Source organism: Sphingobium agrisoli, from assembly GCF_041877245.1.
GTDB lineage: Bacteria > Pseudomonadota > Alphaproteobacteria > Sphingomonadales > Sphingomonadaceae > Sphingobium.
In genome coordinates, this window is record NZ_JBHDJI010000007.1 from 211,030 (window position 1) to 235,307 (window position 24,278).

39 protein-coding genes are annotated in these 24,278 nt (G+C 66.3%); 6 read left to right on the top strand and 33 right to left on the bottom strand.

Features of this window, described 5'->3' with window-relative positions:
* Positions 1–4 precede the first annotated feature (4 nt).
* The 33 genes from ACETPF_RS13360 to ACETPF_RS13520 all read right to left on the bottom strand — a co-directional run bounded on the left by ACETPF_RS13360 (position 5) and on the right by ACETPF_RS13520 (position 21,924).
* Complete coding sequence (locus ACETPF_RS13360; RefSeq protein WP_373934997.1) at positions 5–412, bottom strand: hypothetical protein; 408 nt, start codon at positions 410–412, stop codon at positions 5–7.
* Positions 409–1,434 (bottom strand): phage protease, encoded by a 1,026-nt coding sequence (locus ACETPF_RS13365; protein WP_373934998.1) that lies wholly within the window; start codon positions 1,432–1,434, stop codon positions 409–411. The genes ACETPF_RS13360 and ACETPF_RS13365 overlap by 4 nt, the downstream gene beginning before the upstream one ends.
* Positions 1,435–1,637: 203 nt before the next feature.
* Complete coding sequence (locus ACETPF_RS13370; protein ID WP_373934999.1) at positions 1,638–3,404, bottom strand: phage minor head protein; 1,767 nt, start codon at positions 3,402–3,404, stop codon at positions 1,638–1,640.
* Positions 3,401–3,613, bottom strand: coding sequence for a hypothetical protein (locus ACETPF_RS13375; RefSeq protein WP_373935000.1), 213 nt, complete (start codon positions 3,611–3,613; stop codon positions 3,401–3,403). Before ACETPF_RS13375 ends, ACETPF_RS13370 begins: the two co-directional genes overlap by 4 nt.
* A complete protein-coding gene (locus ACETPF_RS13380) occupies positions 3,610–5,298 on the bottom strand; it encodes a DUF935 domain-containing protein (protein WP_373935001.1) in 1,689 nt (562 codons plus the stop codon). Before ACETPF_RS13380 ends, ACETPF_RS13375 begins: the two co-directional genes overlap by 4 nt.
* A 19-nt stretch (positions 5,299–5,317) precedes the next feature.
* On the bottom strand, positions 5,318–6,835 hold the full coding sequence (locus ACETPF_RS13385) for a phage terminase large subunit family protein (protein ID WP_373935002.1): 1,518 nt from the start codon (positions 6,833–6,835) through the stop codon (positions 5,318–5,320).
* Complete coding sequence (locus ACETPF_RS13390) at positions 6,832–7,401, bottom strand: phage protein Gp27 family protein (protein ID WP_373935003.1); 570 nt, start codon at positions 7,399–7,401, stop codon at positions 6,832–6,834. Before ACETPF_RS13390 ends, ACETPF_RS13385 begins: the two co-directional genes overlap by 4 nt.
* A 3-nt stretch (positions 7,402–7,404) precedes the next feature.
* Complete coding sequence (locus ACETPF_RS13395; protein ID WP_373935004.1) at positions 7,405–7,707, bottom strand: VpaChn25_0724 family phage protein; 303 nt, start codon at positions 7,705–7,707, stop codon at positions 7,405–7,407.
* The gene (locus ACETPF_RS13400; RefSeq protein ID WP_373935005.1) at positions 7,707–8,081 is read right to left on the bottom strand and encodes a hypothetical protein; all 375 of its coding nucleotides are present in this window, start codon (positions 8,079–8,081) and stop codon (positions 7,707–7,709) included. Before ACETPF_RS13400 ends, ACETPF_RS13395 begins: the two co-directional genes overlap by 1 nt.
* Positions 8,074–8,499, bottom strand: coding sequence for a hypothetical protein (locus ACETPF_RS13405; RefSeq protein ID WP_373935006.1), 426 nt, complete (start codon positions 8,497–8,499; stop codon positions 8,074–8,076). Before ACETPF_RS13405 ends, ACETPF_RS13400 begins: the two co-directional genes overlap by 8 nt.
* Positions 8,499–9,245, bottom strand: a complete 747-nt coding sequence (locus ACETPF_RS13410) for a hypothetical protein (protein WP_373935007.1) — start codon at positions 9,243–9,245, stop codon at positions 8,499–8,501. The genes ACETPF_RS13405 and ACETPF_RS13410 overlap by 1 nt, the downstream gene beginning before the upstream one ends.
* 7 nt (positions 9,246–9,252) lie before the next feature.
* Complete coding sequence (locus ACETPF_RS13415; RefSeq protein WP_373935008.1) at positions 9,253–11,217, bottom strand: hypothetical protein; 1,965 nt, start codon at positions 11,215–11,217, stop codon at positions 9,253–9,255.
* Positions 11,217–11,474 carry a hypothetical protein gene (locus ACETPF_RS13420; RefSeq protein ID WP_373935009.1) on the bottom strand — a complete coding sequence of 86 codons (258 nt, stop codon included), beginning with the start codon at positions 11,472–11,474 and terminating at the stop codon, positions 11,217–11,219. The genes ACETPF_RS13415 and ACETPF_RS13420 overlap by 1 nt, the downstream gene beginning before the upstream one ends.
* The gene (locus ACETPF_RS13425; protein ID WP_373935010.1) at positions 11,413–11,787 is read right to left on the bottom strand and encodes a hypothetical protein; all 375 of its coding nucleotides are present in this window, start codon (positions 11,785–11,787) and stop codon (positions 11,413–11,415) included. Before ACETPF_RS13425 ends, ACETPF_RS13420 begins: the two co-directional genes overlap by 62 nt.
* Positions 11,787–12,431 carry a glycoside hydrolase family 108 protein gene (locus ACETPF_RS13430; protein ID WP_373935011.1) on the bottom strand — a complete coding sequence of 215 codons (645 nt, stop codon included), beginning with the start codon at positions 12,429–12,431 and terminating at the stop codon, positions 11,787–11,789. The genes ACETPF_RS13425 and ACETPF_RS13430 overlap by 1 nt, the downstream gene beginning before the upstream one ends.
* Before the next feature lie 65 nt (positions 12,432–12,496).
* Positions 12,497–12,880: a hypothetical protein gene (locus ACETPF_RS13435; protein WP_373935012.1), complete on the bottom strand. Its 384-nt coding sequence runs from the start codon at positions 12,878–12,880 to the stop codon at positions 12,497–12,499.
* A 3-nt stretch (positions 12,881–12,883) separates the two neighbouring features.
* Positions 12,884–13,039 carry a hypothetical protein gene (locus ACETPF_RS13440; protein WP_373935013.1) on the bottom strand — a complete coding sequence of 52 codons (156 nt, stop codon included), beginning with the start codon at positions 13,037–13,039 and terminating at the stop codon, positions 12,884–12,886.
* A complete protein-coding gene (locus ACETPF_RS13445) occupies positions 13,036–13,800 on the bottom strand; it encodes a phage protein GemA/Gp16 family protein (protein ID WP_373935014.1) in 765 nt (254 codons plus the stop codon). Before ACETPF_RS13445 ends, ACETPF_RS13440 begins: the two co-directional genes overlap by 4 nt.
* Positions 13,801–13,804: 4 nt before the next feature.
* On the bottom strand, positions 13,805–14,182 hold the full coding sequence (locus tag ACETPF_RS13450; RefSeq protein ID WP_373935015.1) for a helix-turn-helix domain-containing protein: 378 nt from the start codon (positions 14,180–14,182) through the stop codon (positions 13,805–13,807).
* Complete coding sequence (locus tag ACETPF_RS13455; protein WP_373935016.1) at positions 14,179–14,346, bottom strand: hypothetical protein; 168 nt, start codon at positions 14,344–14,346, stop codon at positions 14,179–14,181. Before ACETPF_RS13455 ends, ACETPF_RS13450 begins: the two co-directional genes overlap by 4 nt.
* Positions 14,343–14,666: a hypothetical protein gene (locus tag ACETPF_RS13460; protein WP_373935018.1), complete on the bottom strand. Its 324-nt coding sequence runs from the start codon at positions 14,664–14,666 to the stop codon at positions 14,343–14,345. The genes ACETPF_RS13455 and ACETPF_RS13460 overlap by 4 nt, the downstream gene beginning before the upstream one ends.
* The gene (locus ACETPF_RS13465) at positions 14,663–15,646 is read right to left on the bottom strand and encodes an AAA family ATPase (protein ID WP_373935019.1); all 984 of its coding nucleotides are present in this window, start codon (positions 15,644–15,646) and stop codon (positions 14,663–14,665) included. The genes ACETPF_RS13460 and ACETPF_RS13465 overlap by 4 nt, the downstream gene beginning before the upstream one ends.
* Positions 15,647–15,716: 70 nt before the next feature.
* A complete protein-coding gene (locus ACETPF_RS13470) occupies positions 15,717–17,681 on the bottom strand; it encodes a transposase domain-containing protein (RefSeq protein ID WP_373935020.1) in 1,965 nt (654 codons plus the stop codon).
* Positions 17,678–18,130, bottom strand: coding sequence for a hypothetical protein (locus tag ACETPF_RS13475; RefSeq protein ID WP_373935021.1), 453 nt, complete (start codon positions 18,128–18,130; stop codon positions 17,678–17,680). The genes ACETPF_RS13470 and ACETPF_RS13475 overlap by 4 nt, the downstream gene beginning before the upstream one ends.
* Positions 18,123–18,539 (bottom strand): hypothetical protein, encoded by a 417-nt coding sequence (locus ACETPF_RS13480; RefSeq protein ID WP_373935022.1) that lies wholly within the window; start codon positions 18,537–18,539, stop codon positions 18,123–18,125. Before ACETPF_RS13480 ends, ACETPF_RS13475 begins: the two co-directional genes overlap by 8 nt.
* Positions 18,539–18,739 (bottom strand): hypothetical protein, encoded by a 201-nt coding sequence (locus ACETPF_RS13485; RefSeq protein ID WP_373935023.1) that lies wholly within the window; start codon positions 18,737–18,739, stop codon positions 18,539–18,541. Before ACETPF_RS13485 ends, ACETPF_RS13480 begins: the two co-directional genes overlap by 1 nt.
* 2 nt (positions 18,740–18,741) lie before the next feature.
* The gene (locus tag ACETPF_RS13490; protein WP_373935024.1) at positions 18,742–18,981 is read right to left on the bottom strand and encodes a hypothetical protein; all 240 of its coding nucleotides are present in this window, start codon (positions 18,979–18,981) and stop codon (positions 18,742–18,744) included.
* A complete protein-coding gene (locus ACETPF_RS13495; RefSeq protein WP_373935025.1) occupies positions 18,978–19,706 on the bottom strand; it encodes a hypothetical protein in 729 nt (242 codons plus the stop codon). Before ACETPF_RS13495 ends, ACETPF_RS13490 begins: the two co-directional genes overlap by 4 nt.
* Entirely contained in the window at positions 19,703–19,948 is a 246-nt protein-coding gene (locus ACETPF_RS13500) for a hypothetical protein (RefSeq protein WP_373935026.1), read from the bottom strand. Before ACETPF_RS13500 ends, ACETPF_RS13495 begins: the two co-directional genes overlap by 4 nt.
* Positions 19,945–20,346, bottom strand: coding sequence for a hypothetical protein (locus tag ACETPF_RS13505; RefSeq protein WP_373935027.1), 402 nt, complete (start codon positions 20,344–20,346; stop codon positions 19,945–19,947). The genes ACETPF_RS13500 and ACETPF_RS13505 overlap by 4 nt, the downstream gene beginning before the upstream one ends.
* Positions 20,343–20,672, bottom strand: coding sequence for a hypothetical protein (locus tag ACETPF_RS13510; protein WP_373935028.1), 330 nt, complete (start codon positions 20,670–20,672; stop codon positions 20,343–20,345). The genes ACETPF_RS13505 and ACETPF_RS13510 overlap by 4 nt, the downstream gene beginning before the upstream one ends.
* The gene (locus ACETPF_RS13515) at positions 20,669–21,649 is read right to left on the bottom strand and encodes a hypothetical protein (protein ID WP_373935029.1); all 981 of its coding nucleotides are present in this window, start codon (positions 21,647–21,649) and stop codon (positions 20,669–20,671) included. The genes ACETPF_RS13510 and ACETPF_RS13515 overlap by 4 nt, the downstream gene beginning before the upstream one ends.
* 2 nt (positions 21,650–21,651) lie before the next feature.
* A complete protein-coding gene (locus tag ACETPF_RS13520) occupies positions 21,652–21,924 on the bottom strand; it encodes a helix-turn-helix domain-containing protein (RefSeq protein WP_373935030.1) in 273 nt (90 codons plus the stop codon).
* Here ACETPF_RS13520 and ACETPF_RS13525 point away from each other — a divergent pair.
* The 6 genes from ACETPF_RS13525 to ACETPF_RS13550 all read left to right on the top strand — a co-directional run bounded on the left by ACETPF_RS13525 (position 21,923) and on the right by ACETPF_RS13550 (position 24,202).
* Positions 21,923–22,633, top strand: coding sequence for a helix-turn-helix domain-containing protein (locus tag ACETPF_RS13525; RefSeq protein WP_373935031.1), 711 nt, complete (start codon positions 21,923–21,925; stop codon positions 22,631–22,633). The genes ACETPF_RS13520 and ACETPF_RS13525 overlap by 2 nt on opposite strands.
* An 8-nt stretch (positions 22,634–22,641) precedes the next feature.
* Complete coding sequence (locus tag ACETPF_RS13530; protein WP_373935033.1) at positions 22,642–23,130, top strand: hypothetical protein; 489 nt, start codon at positions 22,642–22,644, stop codon at positions 23,128–23,130.
* A gap of 67 nt (positions 23,131–23,197) precedes the next feature.
* Positions 23,198–23,437, top strand: coding sequence for a YozE family protein (locus ACETPF_RS13535; protein WP_373935034.1), 240 nt, complete (start codon positions 23,198–23,200; stop codon positions 23,435–23,437).
* Positions 23,434–23,760: a hypothetical protein gene (locus ACETPF_RS13540; RefSeq protein WP_373935035.1), complete on the top strand. Its 327-nt coding sequence runs from the start codon at positions 23,434–23,436 to the stop codon at positions 23,758–23,760. Before ACETPF_RS13535 ends, ACETPF_RS13540 begins: the two co-directional genes overlap by 4 nt.
* The gene (locus ACETPF_RS13545; protein WP_373935036.1) at positions 23,757–24,065 is read left to right on the top strand and encodes a helix-turn-helix domain-containing protein; all 309 of its coding nucleotides are present in this window, start codon (positions 23,757–23,759) and stop codon (positions 24,063–24,065) included. The genes ACETPF_RS13540 and ACETPF_RS13545 overlap by 4 nt, the downstream gene beginning before the upstream one ends.
* Positions 24,066–24,067: 2 nt before the next feature.
* Positions 24,068–24,202, top strand: a complete 135-nt coding sequence (locus ACETPF_RS13550; protein ID WP_373935037.1) for a hypothetical protein — start codon at positions 24,068–24,070, stop codon at positions 24,200–24,202.
* The last annotated feature ends 76 nt before the right edge of the window (positions 24,203–24,278 follow it).

Sequence of the window (24,278 nt, forward strand, 5' to 3'; positions counted from 1 at the left end):
GGGATCAGCCGAAGTCGACCCAGACGCCCTGGGCGTCCACGTCATAGACCTTGCCGGCGATGGATCGGGTGCCGCCGCCATCGGTCTTGGCGACCGTCTGGTTGTCGACGATGTAGCAGCTCTTGCCGATCTCGGTGATGCCGATCGTGTCGGTGGAGCTGCTGTTGGCGAACTGCCAGACGCCCTTTTCGGTTCGACAGCTCAGGTCGCCGGCCGCGCCGCCGCTATTGTCGACCGTTTCCTGCGCGACGCAGGGATCGACCAGCGTCGTGGCGACCACGCCATTGGTCAGATAGCCAGAGGCGTTGAGGGCGACGATCGTGCCCGCATAGACCTTGACCGCCGCCATCTTGCGGACAGGCTGGCCCTTGGCGCGACGCTTGGTCGGGCGGTCGGTGGCGATCGCGGTCATGCGGCTTTCTCCTGGCTCTTGCGGACGGCGAGGAAGGCTTCGGGCGTGACGCCGAGCGCGGTGCAGGCGGCGACCTCGTCGGCGGTCAGGCCGTCGTCGTTGGTGGCGCGCTGCTCGGCCGGCAGCTCGCCGGGCTTGAGCGTGGGCGGCAGGTCCTTGAAGAAGGCTGCGGCGGCGACTTCGTCCTTCTCGAACCAGTCGCGCGTGTCCTTCTTTTTGGACGGGATCACGACGCCGGCGGCGACCAGGTCATCGACGATCTTGTCGAGGCGCTCGCCCTTGATACGCGCCAGCTCGACACGCATCGGCTCCACGATCGAGCTGGGCACATAGTCCTTGCGGAACGAGGTGACGGCGGCGGTCACCTCGTCGACGCCCGCAGTGCCGGCGAGGCCGGCGGCGATCGCGATCTTCGAGGATGCGGCGACCATCTCGCCGACCTTCGCAAGGATCGCGTCTTCGGTGGCGTTGGCCGCAAGGCCGCACGCCACCGCGATGGCGGTCAAACTCATATCGTCTTCTTCCTCCGAGGTTCCGGCAGCGATCGCCGGCATGTTGATGGCGGGAATGTTCACCAGGGCGGCGTTCTTCAGCCCAAGCACGTCGCCGCCCTTCGCCGGCTTGTCGGCGAAGAAAAAGGGCGAGATGTAGCGATATTCGCGGTCGCGGATGCGCTGCGCGGCGGCGGGCGTCCAGTCGACATCGGCATAGATGCCGTCATCCTCGACCTGAAGATTGTCCAGCTTGGTCCAACCCGACGCGATCGCGGCCTGGTCGTGCTGCTGCCCGTGACCATAGTCGAAATTGAAATCGACGGTGCCTAGATAAGCGCGGGTCGCGGCGACGACCTCTTCGGCGTGGGCGCGGTCACGGATGCGATAGGGGCCGCGACCGTCGCGCAGCGCGATCGGCCCGATCGGCAGCAGCATCACGCGGCGCGGCGCTTCGCCATCGACCAGCGTGATTTCGGTCGCAGCCGCCGCGACCAGGTCATGTTTGGAAATGCCCCGCTTCATGGCCATGCTGATGGCACGGGCCGGAGCATGCCCTAGGCGGAGATATCTCCGCCTAGTCTCGGCAAGGGTCTAGCCACCGGGCTAAGCGACCCGGTGGAGGAAATCAATTCTTGTCGAAAGAGGTGAAGGCAGGCCCAGCTTCGCCGGATCGATCAACGACGCGCATGCCCTTCGCATGGCTCTCAAAGACGCGCGGGTTGAAGCCGGCATCAGCTGCCGTCTTCCGCTTCGACTTCGATAAGGCCACGTTCTTGGTCAATATGTCTCACCTTCCAAAGACGGTCGCGCGGAAAAAGCACTTCATATTCGCCGGTGCCTACAGAGCTGGCGCGCGTGACGTCCAACGCCGTCATACCAGCTTTTGCATGAACAATCAAAAGCACCCCTCGATCCGCCGGGCGCTGGGCAAAGCGGTCGGCTGTGATCCAATCCTTGCTGGTGCTGGTGAACCCGGCGTCGGCGAAAACAGTTCCCCTGCGCAGCCCCAACGCATCGATGTCATCCACCCCGTCACCGCCGATGCCCCGGTACAATCGGATATCGTGCTTCAGCCGCCCCTTGGCGATCGCACGGTCCAGATCATGGACGAGCTGGTCAATGTCGTCGTCCTCGCCGTCGTCGTCGAAATCGACACCGCGCAGGCTGCCATTGATCGCCTGATACCCCGATCCCGTATATCGCTGGACGGCGTGTTCCTCGCCGCCGGACAGCGGCGCGACCAGCTCGGTCACGGGTGAACTGAGCCCGCGCGACCGGGACCAGCGCCCGTTGCGGTCGCGCGCCTGGCGCGGGTCATAGGCGGCGGCGACCTCGTCCAGGTCACCGCCGCGTCGCATCGTCCAGCGCCAGCCTTCCCGGCCGACATCGACGATCGTCATCCGGCCCGCGTCCACGCGAACATAGCGGCGCATCAGCAGCGCGCGTCCGTCATTCGCGCCGATCCACACCCACGCCGTTCGCTCCGGCCGAGTTATGGCCTCCCCAATCCGGTCGATAGCGACGCCGGCCGCGCCCCTGGGCAAGCGTACCGCGCCGCCCGGTGCTACGAACCAACCGCGCCCGATCGAAAGCGGCCAGCCATCCTTGTCCGTCCAGATCGCCTCGCCGCCTGGCGCAATGTCGAAATGCTTGAGGAAGCGGTCGATCAAAGCCTTCTGAGCGCCGGTGAGCTGGGCCGCCGCGCCGACTTCATCACCCCCGAAGTCCTTGGCAAAACTTTCGGGCAAAGGCGTCGGCGCGAGGCCGCGCAGATATTCCTTGCCAACGTTGTAATCCCAGCCCTTGCCCACGCCCTTCTCGATCAGGCCGGTCTCGCCTGTGCGGGTGTTCGTCCACGGCACCAACTCGTTGGACGGCGGCGGGGCGGCATCGACCGTCTTGCCCTGCCGATCGAGCATCCGCTGCGACCGCTGGATCGCGGTGCACCGGCAGTTCCAGTCGCACGGGCCATAATGGGTGTCCCACCAGGGATGGTCGGCGGGCAGGATGACGCCGTCCCAGTCATGATGCTCGGGCCGCTCGCGACCGTCCATGACGCTCGAATATTCAAGGAAAGGGAACGCAGCCTTGGTTCGCTCGATCCGTTCCCATTTGCCCGCCTGGTAGGCGGTGCGGACATTGGTGTCGAAGATCGTCTTGAGCCGGCGCGGCGACCCGAGCTGGACCAGCTCATGCTGGCCGGTGGCGGGATCGAGCATCTGCTTTTTGCCCCACCAACCCTTGGCTTCCAGGATCGGGCGCAGCTGCTTCTTGAAGGTCTCCAGCGTCGATCCCTCGGCGATCGCCGCGTCGACCGCCGCGCGAATATCCTCCAGCAGGTCGCGGTGCATCGCCTTCGCCACGGTGAACCAGCGGACATGCTCGATCTTGAACACGTCCTGCCAGTTGAAGCCGATGCGGAAGCCCTTGGCGCGGAAGAAGGCGATTGCCTCCTCGGGCGGCAAGCCGGCGGCGGGGAGTTCCTCGGGGCCGGTCAACGGGCTTCGCCCAAAGTGCTACTTTGGGCGAGTAGAGCTTCGGCGCGCTCGCGCGCCAGACGCTCGTTGCGATCCGGGATCAGCCCGTCGCAATATGGGCAATCTGCCATCCCGCAATGATCCTGCCATTCGTCGTCCTGCCAATCGTGGCGACCTTCGAGGTAGCGCCGCCATTCACCTTCACTGACCGGAAGTATCTCCGCGCTCACCGGCCCGGCTTCTCGATCAGGCCGGCGATCTTGGCGGCGAAGCCGGCGCGCTCGCCCAACTCCACGATCGCGGCGTCGTCCATGTCCATGATGGTGTCGCCCGCACGGACGGCGAGCAGCTCGCGCACTTCCTCCAGCGATGCGGCCGCCGCGATCAGGTCCTCGATCGGCGCGATCATGGGATCGACCATCTTCTCCCATCCGCCCAGCATGTCGTCGACCAGCATGTCGATCGCATCGGGCGTCCCATCCTGCGCCGCTGCCGCGACCCTGTCGCCCTGACGACCGCTCAGGGGCGATTTTAGCGGCACTGAGAGGTCGGTCGGGGGACTTTTGCGACCCAGTGGGCCATCTTGCCCTTCCTGGCCCTCCTGCGGCCCCTGCGCGGCCGACGCGTAAAGCAGTTCCTCTCCGGCCTTTGGCTCGGGAATGCCGGTGCGTTCGTAGAAGGTCGATCGCGCGATCGGAACGCCCAGTTTCACGCCGCGATCGGCCGCGTCGAGAAATTCCTTCACGTCGACGCTATCGGGCCGGCCGACGATGATCCGGGGGTATCGCTTGCGCGGTCCCCGGTTGAACAGGATCATCGGAATGCCGAGGTCGCGGGTCAGGGTCGCGGACAGCTCTGCCGCATCGGCGTCGGCGATATCGTCGCGCACTTCGGCATGCAGGTTTGCCTGGCCCGATCCCAGCCCGCCGGCCTTCGCGTCGGACGAGCTTGTCTGGCCTAGGACCACCTTGCTCACCGCGTCATCGACATAGGTCAGCAAATTGTGGAACATCTCGGGGTTGGCCGCGCCGCCCTGTGTCGTGATGAACTCCATCATCATTGACTGGGGGATGACGCAGCCGGCGTCCGAACCGATCTGCGCGACCGCCTGGGCGAGCAGGCGGATATCGTCCTCGCTGGTTCCGTTCTGATATCTGCCGACGCGCAGCGGCAGGCCGTAAACCTCCAGGAAGGTCATCCAGTCCTTGAGCGTAAAATTCGCGAACAGATAATACCAGGCGACGATGCGGGCGAGGCCGCCCCGGATCGGCAGGCCCGACTTCGCCTTCGCCTCATGCACGATGAACTTGTAGGGCGGCAGTTCGGTCGCGACCGCGCTATGGCCGTCTTCCCCGCCGCGCAGCAGCAGCGTCTCGCCCGTGACCCGGTCATATTCGAAGAAGCGGGGGTCGCGGCGCTTGAGCGCGCAGGGAAACCAGCCGTCGGACATTTCCCAGACGATTTCGGTGGCGCTGACGCCCTTGCCCAGCGCGTCCTGTATCTCGATCAGCTCGGACTGAAGCGTCGGGCGCTTGATCCAGTCGCGCAGGGTCGCGGCGTCGCCTTGCTCTTCCTCGCTGTCGCCCGCCGCCTCGACGCGGATCGGCAGCTGCGCCACGGCGCGCTTCCGCACGCCCAGCAGCCCGTTATAATGGGGATATTTCTCCTCCATCTCTTCGGCCAGCTCGAAATAGGCGATGGCGTTGCCCTGTTCCGCATCGCGCATGATGCGGCCAAGTTTGGCGGGGTTGAGACCCTGAGCCGGATGGTCCGACCAGATGTTGCGCACACCCGACAGCGTCGGCCGCGCGATCTCGCTGGTCAGTGTCGCGACCGCCTGGCGCAGCGGCCGGCCGCTGCTGTCGATCAGCACGGGCGGCGGCGGCGCCTGAAAGGGGACAAGGTCATTTGCCATCAATGGATCTCCGCAATCATCACCATGCGCCAACGCCGAACCGTCCACGCGTCGCCGCGCGCGCGCGCTCGGCCATGCCGCGCGGCGTATCGCCATCGCCGCGCGCATCGTCCCAGCCTATCTTTGGCACGCTGCGATAGGCGATCATCTGCGCTTCGACGCCGAGCGCGCGCCACATCAGCGCCGCCGCCCAGAAGCGGTCGGCGTGGATCGTCCCGTCGTTGACGATGCGAACCGAACCGGACTGCTCGCTGCCGACCTTTTTGATCGCCATGAGGTCGGCCCGCAGCCGGGGATCGCCGGCAGGGATGCGAATGCGGCCGATCTGGAAAGCGGTGGCGAGGCCCAGCGCTAGGTCCAGCCGGTTGGGGCCGGTTAGCAGCACGCCTTCGATCCGGTACTCCCCGTGCGTCAGCTGCAAGTCTTCGACCACCTTCTCGCCCATGCCGGTCTGGTCGATACAGGCACGCAGGACGCGGCGATCGAGGAAGCGGGCGTTGAACCAGGCGTCCTGATGGGCGAAGGTCTGGCCGACCTCGTCATAGACATCGCGCACCCAGGCGACGTCGCCGACCAGCTCGCCGCCCCACTGGATTTGCCCGTCGCGCCGCCGCGCAACGTCCCGGCCGATGCCGTAGAGGCCGCCCATGTAGAATTGGCCGTCGCCTGCCTCGGCATGTTCGGCGCGGATGATGTCCTCGATCGAGATCAGTGACCCCGATCCGACCTTGGGAATGCAGTCCAGCTCCTCGGCCGCGTCGTCGCCATAGGAAGCCCGGATATTGGCCTCCCATTCTTCCTTCGGCTCGATCTCGCTGCCCTTGGTCTTGGCGACCAGGGCGACGCGCTCGTAGAGGCCGTCCGCCATCGCCTGGGCGAAGGTGATGGTCACCACCTTGCCGCGCCGAGTGCCCGCCTGGACGTCGCCTATCAACTTGTTGAACGCATTGCCGACGCCGTCATGGGTGCTGACGACAATGACCTGGCCGCCCCAGATCAGCAGCGCCATCGCGGACTTGAGCACCTCGTCCACATTCTTGTGGAACGCCGCTTCGTCGATGATGACGATGCCCTGCTTGCCGCGCAGCGCGCGCGGGACGCTCGCCAGCGCGGTGACGCGGAAGCCGCTGGCAAAGCGGATCGAGAATGCCTTAATGCCTTCGTTCGGGCCGTCATCCAGGATGATCTCGCCCATTTCCTCGACCGCGCAATCGAAGGCGCGGGCCCACATGGCGCACACCTCGATAAATTCCAGGGTCATGTCCTTGTCATAACCCATGTACCAGACATTCTGGCCGCCCGCCGACATCGAAGCGGCGGCGCGCAGCGTCGCATAGGACGCCAGTCCCCAGGTCAGGCCGATACGCCGGCTCTTCTCGATGACGACAAGCGCCGTGCCGGTATAGAGCAGGTCGACCGTGCGCGCCTGGTAGCCCAGCAGAAGGTCGCCCTTGGGCAGGCGAACGATCGCCGCCTCGGCCGCCGCGCGATCGGAGGCGCGCTCGCGTCGGGCGATCTCGTCGGGCGTCAGTTTCATGCGCCCAGCACCGCGTGGCGAATCGCCGCGACGCCATCCTTGGACAATCCCTGCGCGCGAGCCGCCGCTGCCGCATTCTTGGCTGCCTCGGCTGTCGCCTTGGCCGCCGCCCTCTTCTCGGCCTTTTCAAGCCGGTCCTGGTCCACCTTCTCGGCGCGGGCCAGCGACTCCACCGTTTGCGCCAGCGCCTTGACCTCCAATGGATTGAAGCTGACCCGGTTGATGGAGCCGTCCTCGCCCTCCTCTTCAGCGAGGCTGACCTCCAGCAGGATCGAGTTCACCAGCTCGATCGTGCCGCGCAGCATCTTGTTGTCCGCGCGGTCGCTCATTCGGGCCAGCGCCTCGGTGATTTCCCGGCTGCGTCGCATCTTGTCCGCGACTTCGGAGAGCGCGCGCACATGCCGGCCCATCGCCGAGCGCGAGATGTCGTCATGACCGATCTCGCGCAGCCGCGCGATCAGCTCGTCTATGGACCAGCCGCGCTCCAGGCGGAGACGGTTGATCTCCTCCCTTACTTCGGGCGGCAGCTTGTCGACGGTCGACGGGCGGTTGCGCTGGGTGCCCATGGCTTACCCCTTCGGGGCGGGGCGCTGAATGCCCGGAATGGTCGAGCGACCATGCGCGATGTCCCCGCCGCGCTCGGTCAGCGTCGCGACGATGACCCCGTCCATGGGGTGCAGCAGCGTCACCGTGCCGACATCCTTCAGCCAGGACAGCTGCGCGCGCATCTGGTCGCGGGTGCAGCTGAGGCCCAGCGCCTGGACGGCGGTGGTCAGCACACTGTCATTGGCGCAATAGCCCGCCTGGCTGTCCAGCAGGCGCAGGATGGCGATGCGAATATGTTCGTCGTAAAAGGCTCCAAATGCGGTCATCAGCGGCCTCCCAGACCCTTCTCAAGCAAGTAGCGCTTGATGATGTCGATGTCGGTCGAGACGCTTTGCATCATCGCGAATCGCGCATCATGCTTTGCCTCGATCAGCTCCTTGAGCGCCGCGATGTCGGCCGCCGTCACGCTCTCGCGCTCCACCTGATCGACCTTCGCGCCCAGCGCCCGCATCTCGCCCTTGAGGTCGGCGACGTCGCCGCCGATCGCGGTGACCTTGGTCGACAGCGCCTGCACCTGCTTTTCGAGCTTGCCGGTCGAAACCGGGTTGGCCTGGCCTGACCGCCGCGCCTGCACGACGCCGACATAGGCTATTCCGCAGATGATCGTGGCGATGATGATCCACTCGAACATGCTAGGCATCGCTGCCTCCCTTGGATTTGAAGACAGCGCCGCCCAGGCGCGTGAAGAAGTCCCGCGCCTGGTCTCCGATCGCCTCCAGGACGGAGAGGATCGAGAAGCTGAGGCCGATCGACATCACGAAGGCGAAGAGGATGCCGGGCCGGCTCTCGATGACCCAGGCGAGCAAGAGCAGCGCGGTCAGCGCATAGACGCACAGCGTCTGCCAGAGGCTGAGCGGCGCTGGCCCCTTGGGCGCGATCGGCCGCGCCAGCACGACGCCCAGCACCACGAACAGCGCCGAGGCGATCGGCACGTCGAGGCCGAGCCAGGCGAGCCGTACGATCGCCTGGGCCGGCGCATGCGTATCGCCAACCCCTGCAGCGAGCGCCGCGCCGGACCAGCCCGGAAGGAAGATGGAGGGCGGGATAGCCAGGCGCATCAGATCAGCACCCCGACCGTCGCGCAGAACGCCTTCTGCCACAGATAGAGCAGCGCCCGTTCGTCAGCGTCCAGCACGCGGGTCCACACCAGCGCCATCGCCTGGCGGGACGTGCCCTGATAATTGGGCGCGGCCCCGCTGCCCCAGCGCAGCAGCTGTCCGTTGTCGGATCGGCTATAGCCGGCCGAAGGCGCCACGCTCGCCTGCTGCTGGTCGGTCATGTTGAACAGCGCCGTCGCCGCATTGTTGAAGGTCGCGATCAGGCTGCGCAGCTTCGCCGTCTCCCCGGTCGGATCGAAGCCGGAACTAACGAATGTGTAGCTTCCCGCGCCGTTGCCATAACCGCCGATCGCGCGCAGATCGTCGGGACTGCTCATCTGGATGCTCGCGCCGACCTGCGCGCCGCTGCCATTATAGTTGCTGAGCAGCAGCGCCCTGTGCGTGATGTCGACGCCTGTGTCGGTCCCAGCGCCTACGACCGCCAGCGTGGCATTGAGGGGGCAGCCGATGCCGAGGGTCAGATAGTTGGTCGCGGACTTGAGATCGAGATAGCCCGGCCCGGTGACCGGCGTACCGATGATCGTCGCCGGCTTCGACGGATCGGCGCGGTTCTTCGCCGCCGCCGTCGCGCCGGCAAAGCCGATATGCAGGGCGACAAGCCCGTCGTTGAGACTGCCGGGCAGGACGATCTCATCCAGCTCGGGGTAGAAGCCGGGCGTTCCGGCGGCGGTGTAGATGCTGCCCATCAGGTCCTCACAAGGTGCAGTCGGCGGCGACCGCCAGCATCGCCGCCAGCTGGCGGCGGCCGACGGTCGCAGGGTGGATGGCGTCGGACACGGCGTTGTTGGCGATCGGGAATCCCGCCTCGATCGAGAGGCCCGCCCAGGTCGAAACCAGATAGAGCTTGGGGTCCGCCTGGCGCAGTTCGTTCACCACCGCGATCTTGCGCGCGATGATGACCTGGTCGCTCGCCCAGGCGGTGTCCCCGTCCACGCTGCGCGCCTCGGGCGGATACCAGAGGATGACGGGCGCGCTCGGCCCGATCGCGGCGCGCTGCGATGCGTGCATGATGCGCAGCGCGCGCTCGACCCGGTCGGCGGCGGCGCTGGCGCTGCCTGCCTGCCGCTGGTCGTTGCGGCCGAGGCCCCGGATGATGAGCTGTGGCGTCTGCAGCCCGAAACGGGTCAGATACCAGGCAAAGTCGTAAATCCAGTCCTGGCCGCCGATGGTGACGATGTGGGTCGGCCGGTCGATATAGTCCTGCGCCACCGCCAAGCGCAGGAACGGGTTCGTCTGTACCTGCTGGTCCTTGGTCGAAGCGAGATAGGCGGCCTCCTGCCCGGCCGCGAGCGGAGCCATCTGCCCGTCGGTATCGAAGCCGGCGAAATCGGCGTAGCTGCGCGTCTCGCGCGCTTCGCCCAGTGGCCCGGTAGGGCTTGAGGGCGAACCGGACAGGGTGCTGGCGATCGTGCCGATGTGGGTCGGCGTCCAGCCCATCGCGGTCATCGCCTGCCCGACGAAGGGGATCAGCTGGCGGTTGCTGATGCTGTCCCCCTCCATGTAAAGCCGCACCGCGCCCCGCGCCGAGGCGCGCGGCCCGACCACCGTCAGGCCGATCGACGTGCGGACGCCCGGCGCGTCGGCCGGGCGCGCCATCAGGGTGGCCGAAGCCGGCAGGGTCGGCAGGTCGATCTGCTCGCGCCCGATGGCGAGCACGGGCGGCAGGCCGTCGCCGCGATCGGCGCTGACGCTGACCAGCAGCGCGGCCGCGTCGGTCCGCTTCGCCGCGATCTGGCGCGGGTAGAGGGCGGCGGGATAGCCGGCGTGCTGGAACAGGAAGCCGCCATGCAGCAGCCCCGCATCGATCGGCGGATCGGGTTCGGGTTGCTCGACATCGACGCTGAAATTGCCGACGATCGACAGGTCGGGGCGGATGCCGAACGCCACCCCGCCATGTTCGGTGGTCAGCGCGAACAGATATCGGTTGGTCGGCAGGATGCTGAGCCCGCCCAGATCGATCGCCTCGCTGGCATCCTGGTGGCCGATGATGACCGAGCCCTTGGCCGATCGCCATTCCTGGCCGGCCTCGGTGCGGATCAGCCGCCCGGCCGCGATCTTGAATACGCCATCGGTGCCGAACTCGGCCAGCACCGACCCGCTCTCGGTGACCAGGCGATGCCCGTCGAAGCGATCGTCGGTGTTGACCATCGTGGTGATGGTATCGAGCAGCGCGGTCGAGGGGATGGAAAGGCCCTGCGCGACAGCCACCGTGCCCTGGCGGCGATAGAGGGTGGCGAGTGTCGTCCCCGACCCCTGCACGAAGAACGGCGCGCCGTCCTGCACCGCCGCCAAACCCGCCGCCGTCGAGGTGAAGAGGCCCAGCGCCAGCGCCTGGGTCGCGGCGAGCAGCAGGCCCGCCTGCGTCGCGGCGGCGCTGGCCTTCGCCTCCGCCTGTTCGGCGACGGTGGAACGGCGGATCAGCTCGGCCCCGACCAGGTCCTGCAACGCGCGAACCGCACGCGCCCGCCCGTCGCTTTCGTTGCCCAGCGCCTCCGCCATCGCGTTGTCGCCCAGCGCGCGCTCGTCGCCGATCGAGGCGATCGCCGCGTCAAGGTCGGACCGTTGGGCGGTGATCAGGATCAGCAGATCGGAAACCTGCTCTTCCAGCTGGGCGACGCGCCCCGGAACGCTGCCATCCTGGGCTGGCTCGGCGAACATCAGCAGCCGCCCTCCATCCCGCGAGACCTGTGCCAGGCGCAGACGCGTGCCAGCGCGTCGCGGCAGCTGCGCCCCGCGATCAGCACGGCGCGATCGAAGGCGAGGCCGGCGGCGTCGAAGGCGCTCCAGTCGATTTCTCCGACCGGCCCGGCGATCAGCGCGGGGGCGTCAGGCTCGGCCAGGCAGGTCAGGTCCTCAGCAGGCGGGTGTGAGATGGCCGGCGCGGCGGGCCTGCTGCTGCACGCGGAGGCACTCATAATAAGCGCGGCGAGCGCCACGCGGATCGTCAATCGCATTGTCGGTGACCTTTTCTAGGGCGTCGGCCTCGGCCTCCAGCCGGGCATCGTCGGATCGGCGGCGGGTCGCGGCCTGGGCGTCGGCCGCGCGATCGGCGCGCGCCTGGGCGACCGCAGCGCCGGCTTCGTGGCGGGCGATGACGCGGCGGTCGCGGATCGCCAGGGCGAGCCAAAGCGCCAGCATCAGCGTCGCCACCAGCACGCCGATTGCGATGACGCGCGCGTGCCGTTGGGGGAGGCCCGAGCGGGCAAGGAGGGCGACCAGCCAGCCCATCAGTCCCGGCCCAGTTCGTCGGCGCGCTTGAGCCAGCCCCCGAGGAAGCGCTTCTGCGACGGGTTGGCGGCGGCGATCGCGCGGTAGCGATCCTTGGCGGCGGCGCGATAGGCGATGATGATCGCCGGCATACGGGCGGCGGGCAGGCGGATGACGGCGTCCAGCGCGGCGCGGCTCTTCTCGCCCAGGTCGCCATCGACCTTCAGCGGCTTCATCTCGATCGGATAGCGGGCGAGGCAGGTGTTGATCGCGCGCTGCAGCAGCTTGCGCGCGGCCATGAGGCCGCCATTGACCGCCTGGTCGAACAGCATCTCCCCGACCGGCCGCGCGAAACTGTCGGCGTCTAGCCGCAGCCAGAAACAGCGATGATAGAGGTAGCGGGCATCGCCCCAGGTCAGGCGGCGGATGTCCGCGCCGTCGATGTCGCCGTCCATGTCCAGGTCGAAATCGAAGAAGCCATTGCCGTCGAGGTCCATCCTGCCCTCGGCGACCAGGAAGCGCAGCGAAATGCCGAAGCTCGTCTCGCCGCCGCGATCGACGGGATCATTGACATAGCCGCCCTCGACCCGGCGCAAACGCGCAACGGCGGCGGCATAACGGGGCGACCAGCCCTCGACGACGATGTTGGAGTCCGCCCCGATCATAATCGAAGCTATGGGTTAGGCGGAGATATCTCATCAGCGGAGATATCTCCGCTGATGTTACCCTCTCAGAAGCCGGGGAGCGAAAGCTGGTCGTCATCCTCGCGGGCGTCGGCCAGGATGTGGCGAACGTGCCGATCGGTGTAGCCGGTGGCAAGGGCTATTTCGCGGGCGTTATAGCCCTCGCTCTTCATGTCGATCACGCGCTGCCGGCCAAGATAGGCTTTGGGCAGGTCGATTTCAGTGCCGTGGAAGAACTCCGCGAGCCGGTCGGCGGCGGCGCGTCCAATCGCCAGCGCTATTCGGTTGTTCGACGCGATATGGCGCGGAACGTAGAAGCGCACGCCGCCGAAATGCTCGCACAGCGTCATCGTCGCCGCCTCGCCGATGACCTCGGCGACATCGGCGAACTGCCGTCCGTTGCGGGGATCGGTGACGCGCGGCTTCGCCATGGCTCAGAATAGCAGCCCCAGCACCACACCGGCGACGAAGGCGAGGATCAGGGCGCGCCGTCCATAGCGGCGCGGGCGCGGCGCGGGCGCGACCAGAGGCTGCGATTCCCAAGCCAGATGCTGGCGAGCGACGGAACGGCAATGAACGCGACTGGTCATGGCTTCACCGGCGCATTGACGGGATCGAAAGCGCCGCGCCCGCCATGGGCGCGCAGATGCCGTCCCAGCGCGGCGGCGACATGCTCATATTCCTGCGTCGTGAAGCGCAGGTCATCGGCTTCGATCCCGCAAAGCCGGAACGCGGCCTCCGCCAGCGACCAGCCTTCAGCGGCGATTCCCGCCCGCTTCAGCTTGACCAGGATCGCTTGGCACAGCCCGACCTTCAGCGCGTGGACATATTGATCCTTGCTCATCTTCCGGCCGGGGGTCAGGCTGTCCGACTGGCTCCAGCCATGGCGTTCGGCCATCGCCTTCAGCGCCTCGATCAGCTTGTCGGCCTCGCTCTGCCTGGCCCATTGCAGACGCTGGCACTTGAGCTGGCGCGTGGCGAAATGCTCCAGCGCCTTGTCGTCGCGAATCGCCGCCTGCGGATCGATGTCGATCGCGCAGAGATGGGCGAGGCTGATCCACAGCACCCGCGCCTTGCGCGCGACGGCATGATCCGCGCGGACGGGCGTGCCGGGCTTGCGGGGCTTGGCCTGGCTGGAAAAGCCCAGGCGGCGAAACTCCGCCGCCAGCCGCTCCAGCTCCTGCGCTGTGCAATCCTTCGTCGACAGACGCCCGGTCGCGCGCCGCAGCACGGCGCGATAGCTGTCGTCATCATCGCCGAACAGATCCTTTTTGGCGACATGCGCCAGCGCGATCAGCCTGCGGCGGCGGGCGTCGGGCGCGAAGGTTGCGGGTTTGGCGAGGGCGTTCATCGGATCAATCCTCCTGAAGGTCGCGGAAATGGTCGCGCAGCCGGTCGGTCAGCCGCCTGAAGGCGGGATCGGTCGCGCGGAACTGCTCGGCCTGGCGGCGTGCGTTGATGATGGTCGAATGATCGCGTCGGCCGAGAACCTGGCCGATGACCGTGGTGCTGCCGAGCTTCAGTTCGATCGCCAGCCAGCAGACGGCGGCGCGGGGGCGGAAGAAAGCGCGTGCGCGGCCAGGCCCGCAAATGTCGCGGGGAGATACCCCCATATACCATCCGACCAGGTCGACCACATTGGCGATCGCCTGGCCCTGCGGCACCGGGGGAATGACGAGCTGCGCGACCATCAGGTTGAGCGCGGTGCGGGTGGCGGGATCGAGCGCGCTCACTGCCCGCCTCCCAGCCCGAGCGCCAGGGCGATCATCGCCAGGACGACGGCGATCGCTACGACCAGGCCATAGGCCAGCGACATGCATTCCACGGCCGAGAGCCGAGCGCCGGTCACCGGATCGGTCAGCAGCGCGCGCAGCGCCTTTTCGATCGGGCGGGTCATGCCGCACCGCCGATCGCCCGTGCGCGGGCGGCGAGCTTATCCAGGTCGGCGGCGAGCCGATCGGGACCATAAAGAAAGTTGGCAAGCCGCTGGTTGAGCGCATTGAGCTCGGCGGCCAGCTTTTCCATGCTGTCGGCCTTGCCGATCAGGCCATGCTCAATCAGCATCTGCGCGCGGTGGCGGCCATAGTCTGACACCCGCCCGCGCCGCCGCCAGTTCTGGATGGCGCTTTTGTTGACCTTCAGCGCCTCGGCAAGCCCTACGTCCGTCCGCACACCCATTTGCGCCTTCAGCGCGTCGATCTCGGCCGAGGGGATCATGCCGCCACCGCGCCTTTCGCGCGCTGCATATGCGCGGCCTGGACATGCTTCAGCATCAGTTCGCTATTCTCGCCCCGCGCCAGCATCACCGCGATTTCCATCGTGTAGGTGGCGCTGCGGAGCGCGCCTGGCTTAAGCGCGATCTGGTGCAGGAATTTGAGGATGTCCTCCGACTGGACGTTCCAGGCGGCGGCGAACGCCTCGACATCGTCGCGCAGCGGCTGTGCGCGATAGTCGCTCAGGCCCACGCGGCTCGACAGCTGGGCGAACTCGGCCTTGCGCACGCCGCCGTTCATGCGGGAAATGACGCTCTCGTTGCCGAGCAGCGCGATGCCGACGCCAGTGCGGTCATACCAGCTGCGCACCACCTCGATCTGCTCGATGTCGAGATGCTGGGCCTCGTCCAGGATCAGCAGGCCCTGGCTGTCGCGCAGCTTGTTCGCGACATAGGCGGACAGCTTCTGCGCGCCGATCGGCGGGGTGAAATCGCGCATCGCCATCAGCACCGCGATGCACAGCGCCGAAATGGAATTGACCGACTTGTCGAATTCGACGTGCCAGACGTTGCTGGCGCGGGCGGCATATTCCTTGGAAGCTTCCGTCTTGCCCGTGCCAGCGCCGCCCGCCCACACACAGATGCGCCCGCGCGTCTGCGCCCAGCTGAGCAGGTTCATGATGTCGAGCGCCGTGCGGGTCTCGAAAAAGCCGGGAATGTCCGGCGCTTCCATCGACAGCTCGCTCTGGCGGTTGAGCGTCTGGCGGTAGCGATAGATCAGCTTGGCAATCTCGCCGTTGCCGCCCGCATAGGGGCCGCCATTATATTTGCCGCCCGCAAAGACCGACAGCGTGCCGCTCTTGCGCCCGATCGGCTGTGCGATCTGCGTCCAGCTCTGGCCGGTGACCGACTTATGCTCCAGCAGCCATGCGCGCTGGTCGGCGATGAAGTCGTCCGTCTCCTCTATTTCGTTCACGTTATTCATGGTAATCGTCCTTTCGCTTCGCGGCGTTTGGACCGTGGCGGGAGGCTCCCAACGCGCCCGCCACGGTCATTCAATCGACCAGCCGCAACCGCCCCAGGGCGGTCCCGAACTGGCCCATGAAATCATCGATAAGAGGCTGTTGAGCGCCTTCTGATACGGGCTTGAGAGCGGCGGCTGACTGGCCGCGATGGCGGGTCGGGCGCAGCACGGCGGGCTGCGGCAGGGGCGTTTCCACCGTCTCCACCCGCATCCGCGCCGCGACTTCCTCGGCTCCGATGACGCGCTCGATCTCGCCGGCTCTCCGCACCGCCTTGCGCATGTCGCCGCGCAGCTTGGCGTGGCGCTTGGCCGCGCCCATGTCGTCGAAGCGCGAGGCGTCCCAGCGATCGGCGGTGCAGAGGAAGCGCCCGCCATTGTCATAGACATGGACCGGCAGGCTGAGATCGTCGGGATCGAAGCGCACGGTCAGCAGCTGGCCGGCATGCAAGCTCAATTCCGGCGTCCAGTAGCGATCGCCCGATGTCAGCATGACCGACCCGTTTTTGCGGTCGCCCTTGATCTGCTCGCCGGTCAGCAGCGCCAGGCGCAAATGCTCCTCGGTCGCGCGGCCGACGGGCGACTGGGCGTAGCTCTCGGCGAAGGTCTGCGCGAAGCTGCGCCGGTTGGCGGTCTCGGTGCGCCGGCCGATGCGCTCATTGTGGATGTGCATCCCCTTTTCGACGATGGTCAGGAAATGGTCGAGCGGCACCGCCGTCTCGCGATAATTTTCCGGCTTGTTGTCGACATGATTGCCCGACCAGGCTCCCGCGCAGCGCGGGTCTTTGGCGATCATGTCAGCGACATCGCGCCAGGCGCGCTCGATCGGCTTGGACTGGCCCGAATAGGGCAGCGTCCAGTGAACCGTGATGCCGAGTGCGGGCAGCAGGCCGAGCGGTTCTTCCTCGCGGACGCGGAAGCGGAAGCGGTTCGATATGCCGCCGCTGATCCATTTGGACGCGAAGGCGCGGCCATTGTCCATGTAGCAGTGGCCGGGAATGCCGTGGCGGCGGAACAGGTCGGCGAAGGCCAGCCGGGTCAGCAGCGCGCTTTCGGTATCGCCCAGCCGCCATGCCAGCATCATGCGGCTGTAAAGATCCTGTATGCCGACCAGGATCGGCCGCTCGATCCGCCCGTCGGGGAATCGCACGAACACATCGAACTTGTGGCCGTCGACATTGACGCTGTGCATCGCGTGCAGATGCGCGACGCTGCGCTGCTGCGCAGGGACCATCGCCTTTACCGCATCCTTGCCCTTGCGACGGGCAATGATCAGGCGAGGGTCAACGTCCCGCACCAGCTTCCGATACAGCGTCTTCTCGATGGGCAGTGTGATGCCGCGCGGGATCGCGTAGAGGTGCAGCGTGCGCCAATAGCAGCTGCTGAAGGTCGGCTCTTCCGGCCGCAGATAGTCGCCGAGCAGCTGCTCCCATGCGCCGGCATCGACCTCGGCCTCCTTGCCGCCGCCCTTGCGGCGCGGGGCCAGCGCGGGCAGCCGGTCGGCCGGCGCGACGCCCTTCACCAGGGCGAGATAGTTGTAGATGGTGCCGGCGCTGTCCTTCACCGACCGCGCCGCCGCGTCGACCGCCGCCGTCTTCTTCATGCCGGCCGCGACGAAAGTCTCAACCATGTCGATGATGCCGGCCCTGCGCAGCGCCTCGGCCTTCACCTTGTCCGATTGCAGTTCGAACCAGGCCCAGCCATGCGCCTGCCGCGCGATCGAGACCGCGTCCTCGTCATTGGCGGGCAGCCATGCGATTCCGCGCTTGACCAGCGCGGCCTGGGCGGCGGCGGGCAGGCAGGTCAGATGATATTCCAGCCCGCCGCCGCGGCCCTTGCGCGGGCGGGCGCGCGCCATGCCGGCGCTATCGACGCTGAGCGCCCAATTCTCGCTGTCGGCCCGTTCGTTCACCTTGCGCTTCGTCCTTGGTAGGCCCGGCAGCGCGAGGTCCGCGATCTCCGCCGCCGTGAACCAGCTCTTCCCCCCCGTTGCGATCATTTGCGGCGATTCCTCGTTATGGTTGGGTGGAGCCGCGACAGATCCTTGCGGCGCTGCTGAAGCTTGGAAATTTCGCTGTCGATGTGGCCGATTTCGGCGGTGTAGATTTCGTCGCCGACCAGGACCGCCGCGCCGATCGCGCGCAGCGCATTGTCCAGCAGGTCGAAGCGGTTGGTCACCGCGATCAGCGCCAGCATCCGGTGAAAGCTGATATTGTGGCCGTCCCGCGCGGGGCTGGCATAGGCGTCCAGCATCCCCTTGCTGATGTCCTCGTCCATCAGCAGCGTCATCTTCGCGGCGATCTTGACGCGATCCTCCCCCTTGAGCGCCTCCGCCACCATCCGCGCCGTCTGCACGTCCGACCCCGCCAGCGCGGCCGGCGACGTCGCCGGCTGCGGCGCATCGAAGACGAAGGCGATCTGATCGGCGGAGGCGCGCGTCTTAGCCAACGATCGGCTCCCACCGTATGACGACGCCGTCAAAGCGGCCCTCGCCATGCTCCGCCAGCCAGAAGGCCCCCATCGCGTCCAACGCGCACTCGCCTTCGCTCGCGCCTCGAAACCCGTCCTGATGGGCGAACGCCTCCATTTCGCCAAGGCGAAGCGATACCCCCGCAATCTCGATCGAGCTAATGAGGAAAGGCCAGCTCCGATCTACGACAATCTGGATGGGCCGCACGTCACGACAAACAGGATCGCGGTCGAGCAGCTTGCGGCAATGCTTGGTGCGCATCGCGACGTAGAGCTGGATCGGTTCGCCGGGCCGCGCATGCCGGACGCGATTGCCGCGCACCGTCTGCCTTTTCTCAAGCGCCACGATCGGGCCGGCGAACTGCGCCTTGAATGAGTAGGCGACCATTAGAGGCCGTCCCGGATCGACGCGATCCGCCCATCGATCATCTCGATTTCGCAACTGACATCCGGCCCGTCAGAAAGGTCCATCCCCATGTGGAGAATGTTGCGACGCGAATGGCGTGCTGCCTGCCCATCGGCCCAGTCGAGCAGCTGCTCGACCCGCTCGGGGGTGAATTCGATCGGGGCTGGCTTGAGGTTCGACATCCTCAGTCCCTCATCATGTGGCGGCAGTCCCAGGCGCGGAAATCGCCCCGGATGGCTGCGCCATCGTCCATCATGTCGGCGGTGCGCTCGGCGACTTGCGCGCAGGCGCGTTCGCGCAAGGCGGCGCGGATCGCGAGCTTGCGGCGGCGCAGCTCCAGGATGGAGCAGCCGGCCGCCATTGCCTCCTCGAACTCGGTGCGCGCGCGGTGGAAGCGCTCAGCCTGGGCGGATGGCTCGGTCATTGCGCGGACCCTCCATCAAAGAGATCGCTATCAGGGCCGTCGACGGTAGCGACGCCATAGCTGGGGTAGTCCCCAACGCGCTCGAGCCGCTCGAAACATGGAGCGATCCACCGAAGGCGGGTGTCGGCTCGGCCGCCCTCGGCAAGCCATATGACCCAGACGTAGCTTGTTGCCGAAGATGCCCGTGTGCCTGGCTTTTCGGCGAAAGGATCGGCAGCGCCCTTACGGATCAGCCGCCCTTCGAGCATGACGACACGCTCCGCGAATTGAAGAACATAATCGGGGGGCGTCTTGCTGAATAGGTTGGCAAGACGTTCCTCGCCTTCCAGCCAGGCGCTCCGCAGCAGCATGGCGACACCCCCGCGCGCGACCTTGCGCGCAGTGTCGACAAATGCTTCCGCTAAGCGGAATGGCGGATTTGTGATGACCCAATCGGTCTGCGGTTCACCATGACCAAAAAACAGAAAATCCGTTACTTCGTGGCCGCCATACGGATGTACGTCGCTGGCGCGCACCGTGCCAAAATATTCGGCGAGAGGACGGGCCATGTGCAACTCGCCGCAAGCCGGCTCCCACACACTGCGGCGCTTCAGACATCCGGTGACATTCGCCTCCAGGAACTCGCACAGGGCGCGGGTGGCAAAGGGCGGCGTTGGAAAATAGTCGAGCGCTTCCGGCGCGACGCGGCGACGCTGCATAACTGCGGTGGAGCGGTTGGCGGTCATTGCGCCGCCTCCTTCCCGATGCGGCGTTCGGCCGCTCGAACCCAAGCACCCAACAGGTGATTTTCGCTGGTGCAGCTGGCCGCGACGCCGGCAAGCCGCAGATGATCGGCACCGCAATTGTAGCGTCGGCGCGCACCGCGGTCGCGGACTAGAGCATCCACGATCTTTCGCGGCGACTCCCCGCTGTCGAGGCTCATGCGGATGTCGGCGACCAAGGCACGCAGTTCGGCGAGATCGCTCATGCCCCGCACCTTTCGGGATGGTGGCGGCGGATCGCATCGAGAAGCATTGCCGACGCGCGGGCGATCGCCGAGGGGCCGTTGACCAGCTCGGAATGGCCCACCTGCATGTAGCCGATGATCTTGTCGACGGTTTCGCGGCGGATGCCCAGCTGCTCAGCGATCGCGGAGCGGCTGACGTCGGCCTCATAGAGGTCCATGATGGTCGTTTCGAGCTCGGACGTGGAAATGCCGTAGCGCCCGCGACCAGTGGGTGTCCCATTCCCGCCCCGCTTCTTCGCCCGGTGACCGCTCGAAAGGAGCGCGCTGGCGCAGCTGACGGAGACACCCAAAGCCTGCGCGATCTCGCGATTGCTGCGGCCCTCGGCGTGCATGGAAAGCGCTCGTTCGGTGCGCGTCACAGCATCCTCCCATTGGCATAGGTGACGCGCTGCCCATCGGCGGCGATCGCCACGGTGGTCATGGCCTCGGCCGTCGTGGTGCGGCCGACCCGGCGCAGATGGTCCTGGCAGTCGCGGAAGGCGCTCCCGTAGGCGCGGTTGAGCGCCTCCTGCTCGTCGCGCGGAGCGCGGCAATGCGCGGCGGTCGCGGCCTTGAAGGCAGCAAGCACCGCCCGGCGCAGATCCTCTGGGATGGCAAACCAATGGCCCTCGCAGAACCAGCCGCGCGAGATGGTCGCAGTGCAGCCCTCGGCCGAGCAGACGGTATGATGCCGCGCACCGCTCATTCCGCACCGCCTTTCGCCTTCATCGCGGCGATCTCGGCGACGATGGTGTCCAGCACGGACGGCTTGAGCGCCTGGAGCAGCGCCGGCACGAAGTCGCGTTGCTGAGAGGCCGACAGCCGTGCGATGTTGCTGGCGGCGTTGTTCATATATTTGGTCGCGCCCGTCGCGGCCGGCGCCGATGGAGTAGAAAGGCCGAGCCCTTCCTTCGCCTGCGCCAGCGTCATGTCCGGCGCGTCGATCAGCGCCTCGATCAGGTCGCGGCGGCTCTCCAGCCCGAACGACGCGATCTCGCGCAGCGCCGAGGCGTTTTCGCCAACGATCGGATGCCGGGCGAGCGCTTCGTAGAGGTCGGGAAACGGCGCGATGATGGCGCGGTGGAGGGCGAGGTCATCGCGCACCGTGCGCTTGGACAAGCCCAGAGCTTCGGCAGTTGCATCTTGCCATCCATATACGGTGGCAAAGTTTGCCGCCGTATGTTCAGCTTCGGCATCGTTAAGATTGTCGTCGCGCTCGACGCCTGGAGCCTTGGCTTTCAACGCGTCCCAGCGGGCGCGGACCGCGATCTGCTGCTGGCTCAAACCCTCATGCTGGCCAGCGAGCCGCGCCTCTGCCGCATCAGCGATGGCGCGAACGAAGCATGCGCGCTCAATCGGGGCCAGGCTGCGCCGGTGAAGGTTCTCCTCCGCCTCGATCTCGCGATATTCGCCATAGACCTCGATCGCGTCGATCGCGCGCAGCTGCTCCAGCTTCGCGCCCTCCAGCCGGTGCCAACCGGACACCAGCGTCCACGGCTTGGCCGCGTTCGGGCCGCTACGCCGGACGTTGATGGGGGTGCGCTGGCCGTTAGCGACCATCAGCTTGCCGAGCGCGGCAGCCTTATCGGGCCAGATGATGCCGATGCGATCGCCGACTAGGATGTCGTTAGGGCTGATCTGCAGGACGACCGCGACCGGGTCGACTTTGGGGGCGGAAGCCATGTTTATCGGCCTCCAGCATTTATACGGTGCGTTTCCGCAGTTTCAGATATATTGTCCCGAATATGGGATTTGAACCGGCCTGGAAACAGCTGCTCGACCGTCGTGTTGAGTTCCTCCGCAATGGCCTGCGCGGTGCGCGCCACGGCGCGTCCTCGCAGCACGTCGCGCGTCGATTGCGCCGGAAGGCCCTTCGCCGCCTCGAACGCCGCCATGGAGCGGTGGCGCTTCCTCAGCTCCGACTTGATGTCCTCTCGATGAGGAGCTTCAACTGACATGTCCCAATCCCTCGGTGACTTCGCTTCAAAATGGGACGATAATTCCCGAAAACGGGATTTGCAAGGGCAAAGTGGGATTGGCGGCTTTGCCGCCCGCTATGTTGCGCGTATGGAGGCGTTGGGGCTGACTGATGCCCAAGTGTCTAGAGGTACGGGCATTCCTACGTCATCGCTCTCCCGTTATCGCAAGGGCGAAGGTGTCCCGAAAGCGGAACATTTGTTCCCGCTATCGGACTATCTCAAATGCGATGCTCGATGGCTGGTTAGTGGAGCCGAAACGCCCAGGTCGTTGGTGTCGATCGAGGATGCGGAGTGGGAAGAGATACCCTTCTTCGATCTGCGCAATGTGACGGACACGGGGAAGGGCGAGCCACTGTCTTGGACGCCCTTCCGAAAAGACTGGCTCAATCGGGCGCTTGGGACTTCGTTTGACCTCTACCTGGTGAAGCTGCCCGGCGATTATGCAAGCCGACGCGGCGATCGCGATCTCGCCGAAGATGACCTCGTCTTTGTGCGGGAAATCACTCCGGTGGAGCTGCAGGATGGCCACGTCGTCATTTGGAGGCGAGAGGGCGGTTTAAAAGTCGCCCGCTATTCGCTGCGTCCGCGCGAACGGGTGGAGGAAGATGTCATTGCGCCAGAAGATGTAGGCGAGGATCAGTTCGTACCAATCTGCCGTATTTATGGCAAATATATCCAGAGGGTGTGAGGGGCACGATGAAGCTGACCGACCGTCAATTCTATGGAGTGGTGGCTGTGTTGGCAGTCCTATTAATCATCGCTATCGCAAACGGTGGCGGCCAAGCCGACCAAGCTTCGACCACGCGCGATTCACCGACAGAAGCCACAGCGGCCAGCTTGAATAGCGCGGACGATACGGAGGCTGGTCAAACGGCTGCACCGGAGACGGCAGATAGCGAAGCGAAGGGCTTTCATTGCCTTAGCACTTGGGACGGTTCCAATCGATCGCTGGTCGAGCAGATGAAGGAAAACCTGCGCAACCCCAGTTCCTTTGAACATGCCGACACTCTGATCGGCCCGGCGACCAGCACTGGCTATCATCCTATCCGAATGAAATACCGCGCGGAAAATGGCTTCGGCGGCATGAACATTGAAGAGGTCGCAGCCGCCGTCGATCACAAGAGCTGCGAAGCCACCATCATCACGTCGGTCGAGCAGATGAACAGGCTCCTGCCGTCGTCCTGATTGACTCCTTTGTTCCTATTATGTTCTCATTAGTTCGCCGGCCCGAGTCGGCGGAAGGAGGAACATCATGAAGCAGATCGACGCATCGGAGTTCACCACGCGGCGGCAACCCTTCGGCACCTGGCTGCTCGCCCAGCGCAAGCGGGACGATGATATCGGACAGCTCGCGAAGGACGCCTTTCGCGATCCCGCATTTCCGATCGAGGGCGATTTCAAGGCCGTGTCCAAGCGGCTCAACGCCGTATCCGCGCCGCCCGAGATGCATGCCGCGCTGGAGGAGGCGGAAACCGACTGGCTGGCGCTATGATCCAGCGGCGCAGGGACGCGGCCTATTGCTTCGGTATCCTCGGCATAGCCAAGGCCCCCTGGCGGCCGACACTGTTGCAGGCGGAGGCCGACGCGGTCGATGCCGGCTATGGCTGGTGGTGCGAGCATCCGGTGCCGGCCGGCAAGGTCGGCAAGATTTACCTCGATCCGCTGGCGGAAATCTGGACGACGCATGACCTGGTGCCGGCGCTTCCGCGCGAGGTCAGCCCGCCCGCCCGGCCCAAGCAGCGGGAAGATGACGCCTATGCCGGTCTCAGCCGCATCGATCGCATCATCGCCCGCCGCGAAGGACGCCGCCGATGATCCAGCGGAGGAACCGCCCGCACATACCGCGCGACTTTCTCTATGAACCCTATGGCCCCCGCCATGGGGTCGCGCGCGCGATGGCGAGTGGCACGCACTGGTTCGACGCCTGGGCGTTCCAATATGCGCTCTATGGCGCACGTTTGAGGAAGATGGCGGGGATCGCCCCCGATCGCGCAGAGGCGCTGCGGCGCGGCGCTGCCATTACCCGTGCCGAGCTCGACGGCCTCGCCGCCGCATGTGGCGTCCAGCCCGCCGATGTCATAGCCTCGCTGCCCGATCCCACGCTGCTGGCAGAAGTCTGACGATGCTAAACGAATGGTCCGACCGCGAACCCGACCCGCCCGGCCGGCCTGGTTGCCGCGTCATGCTGGTCGCGTTCGTCGGCCTCGCGATCGCCGCCTTCATTGTCGGCCTGGCCCTTCCGCTAGTGGGCGATTGAGCGCCGGAAAATTCGGCCCAGTTCAATTAGCCCACTTCGGCCGCGGTCCGGCGCGACGGGCCTGACAAGCCGCGCA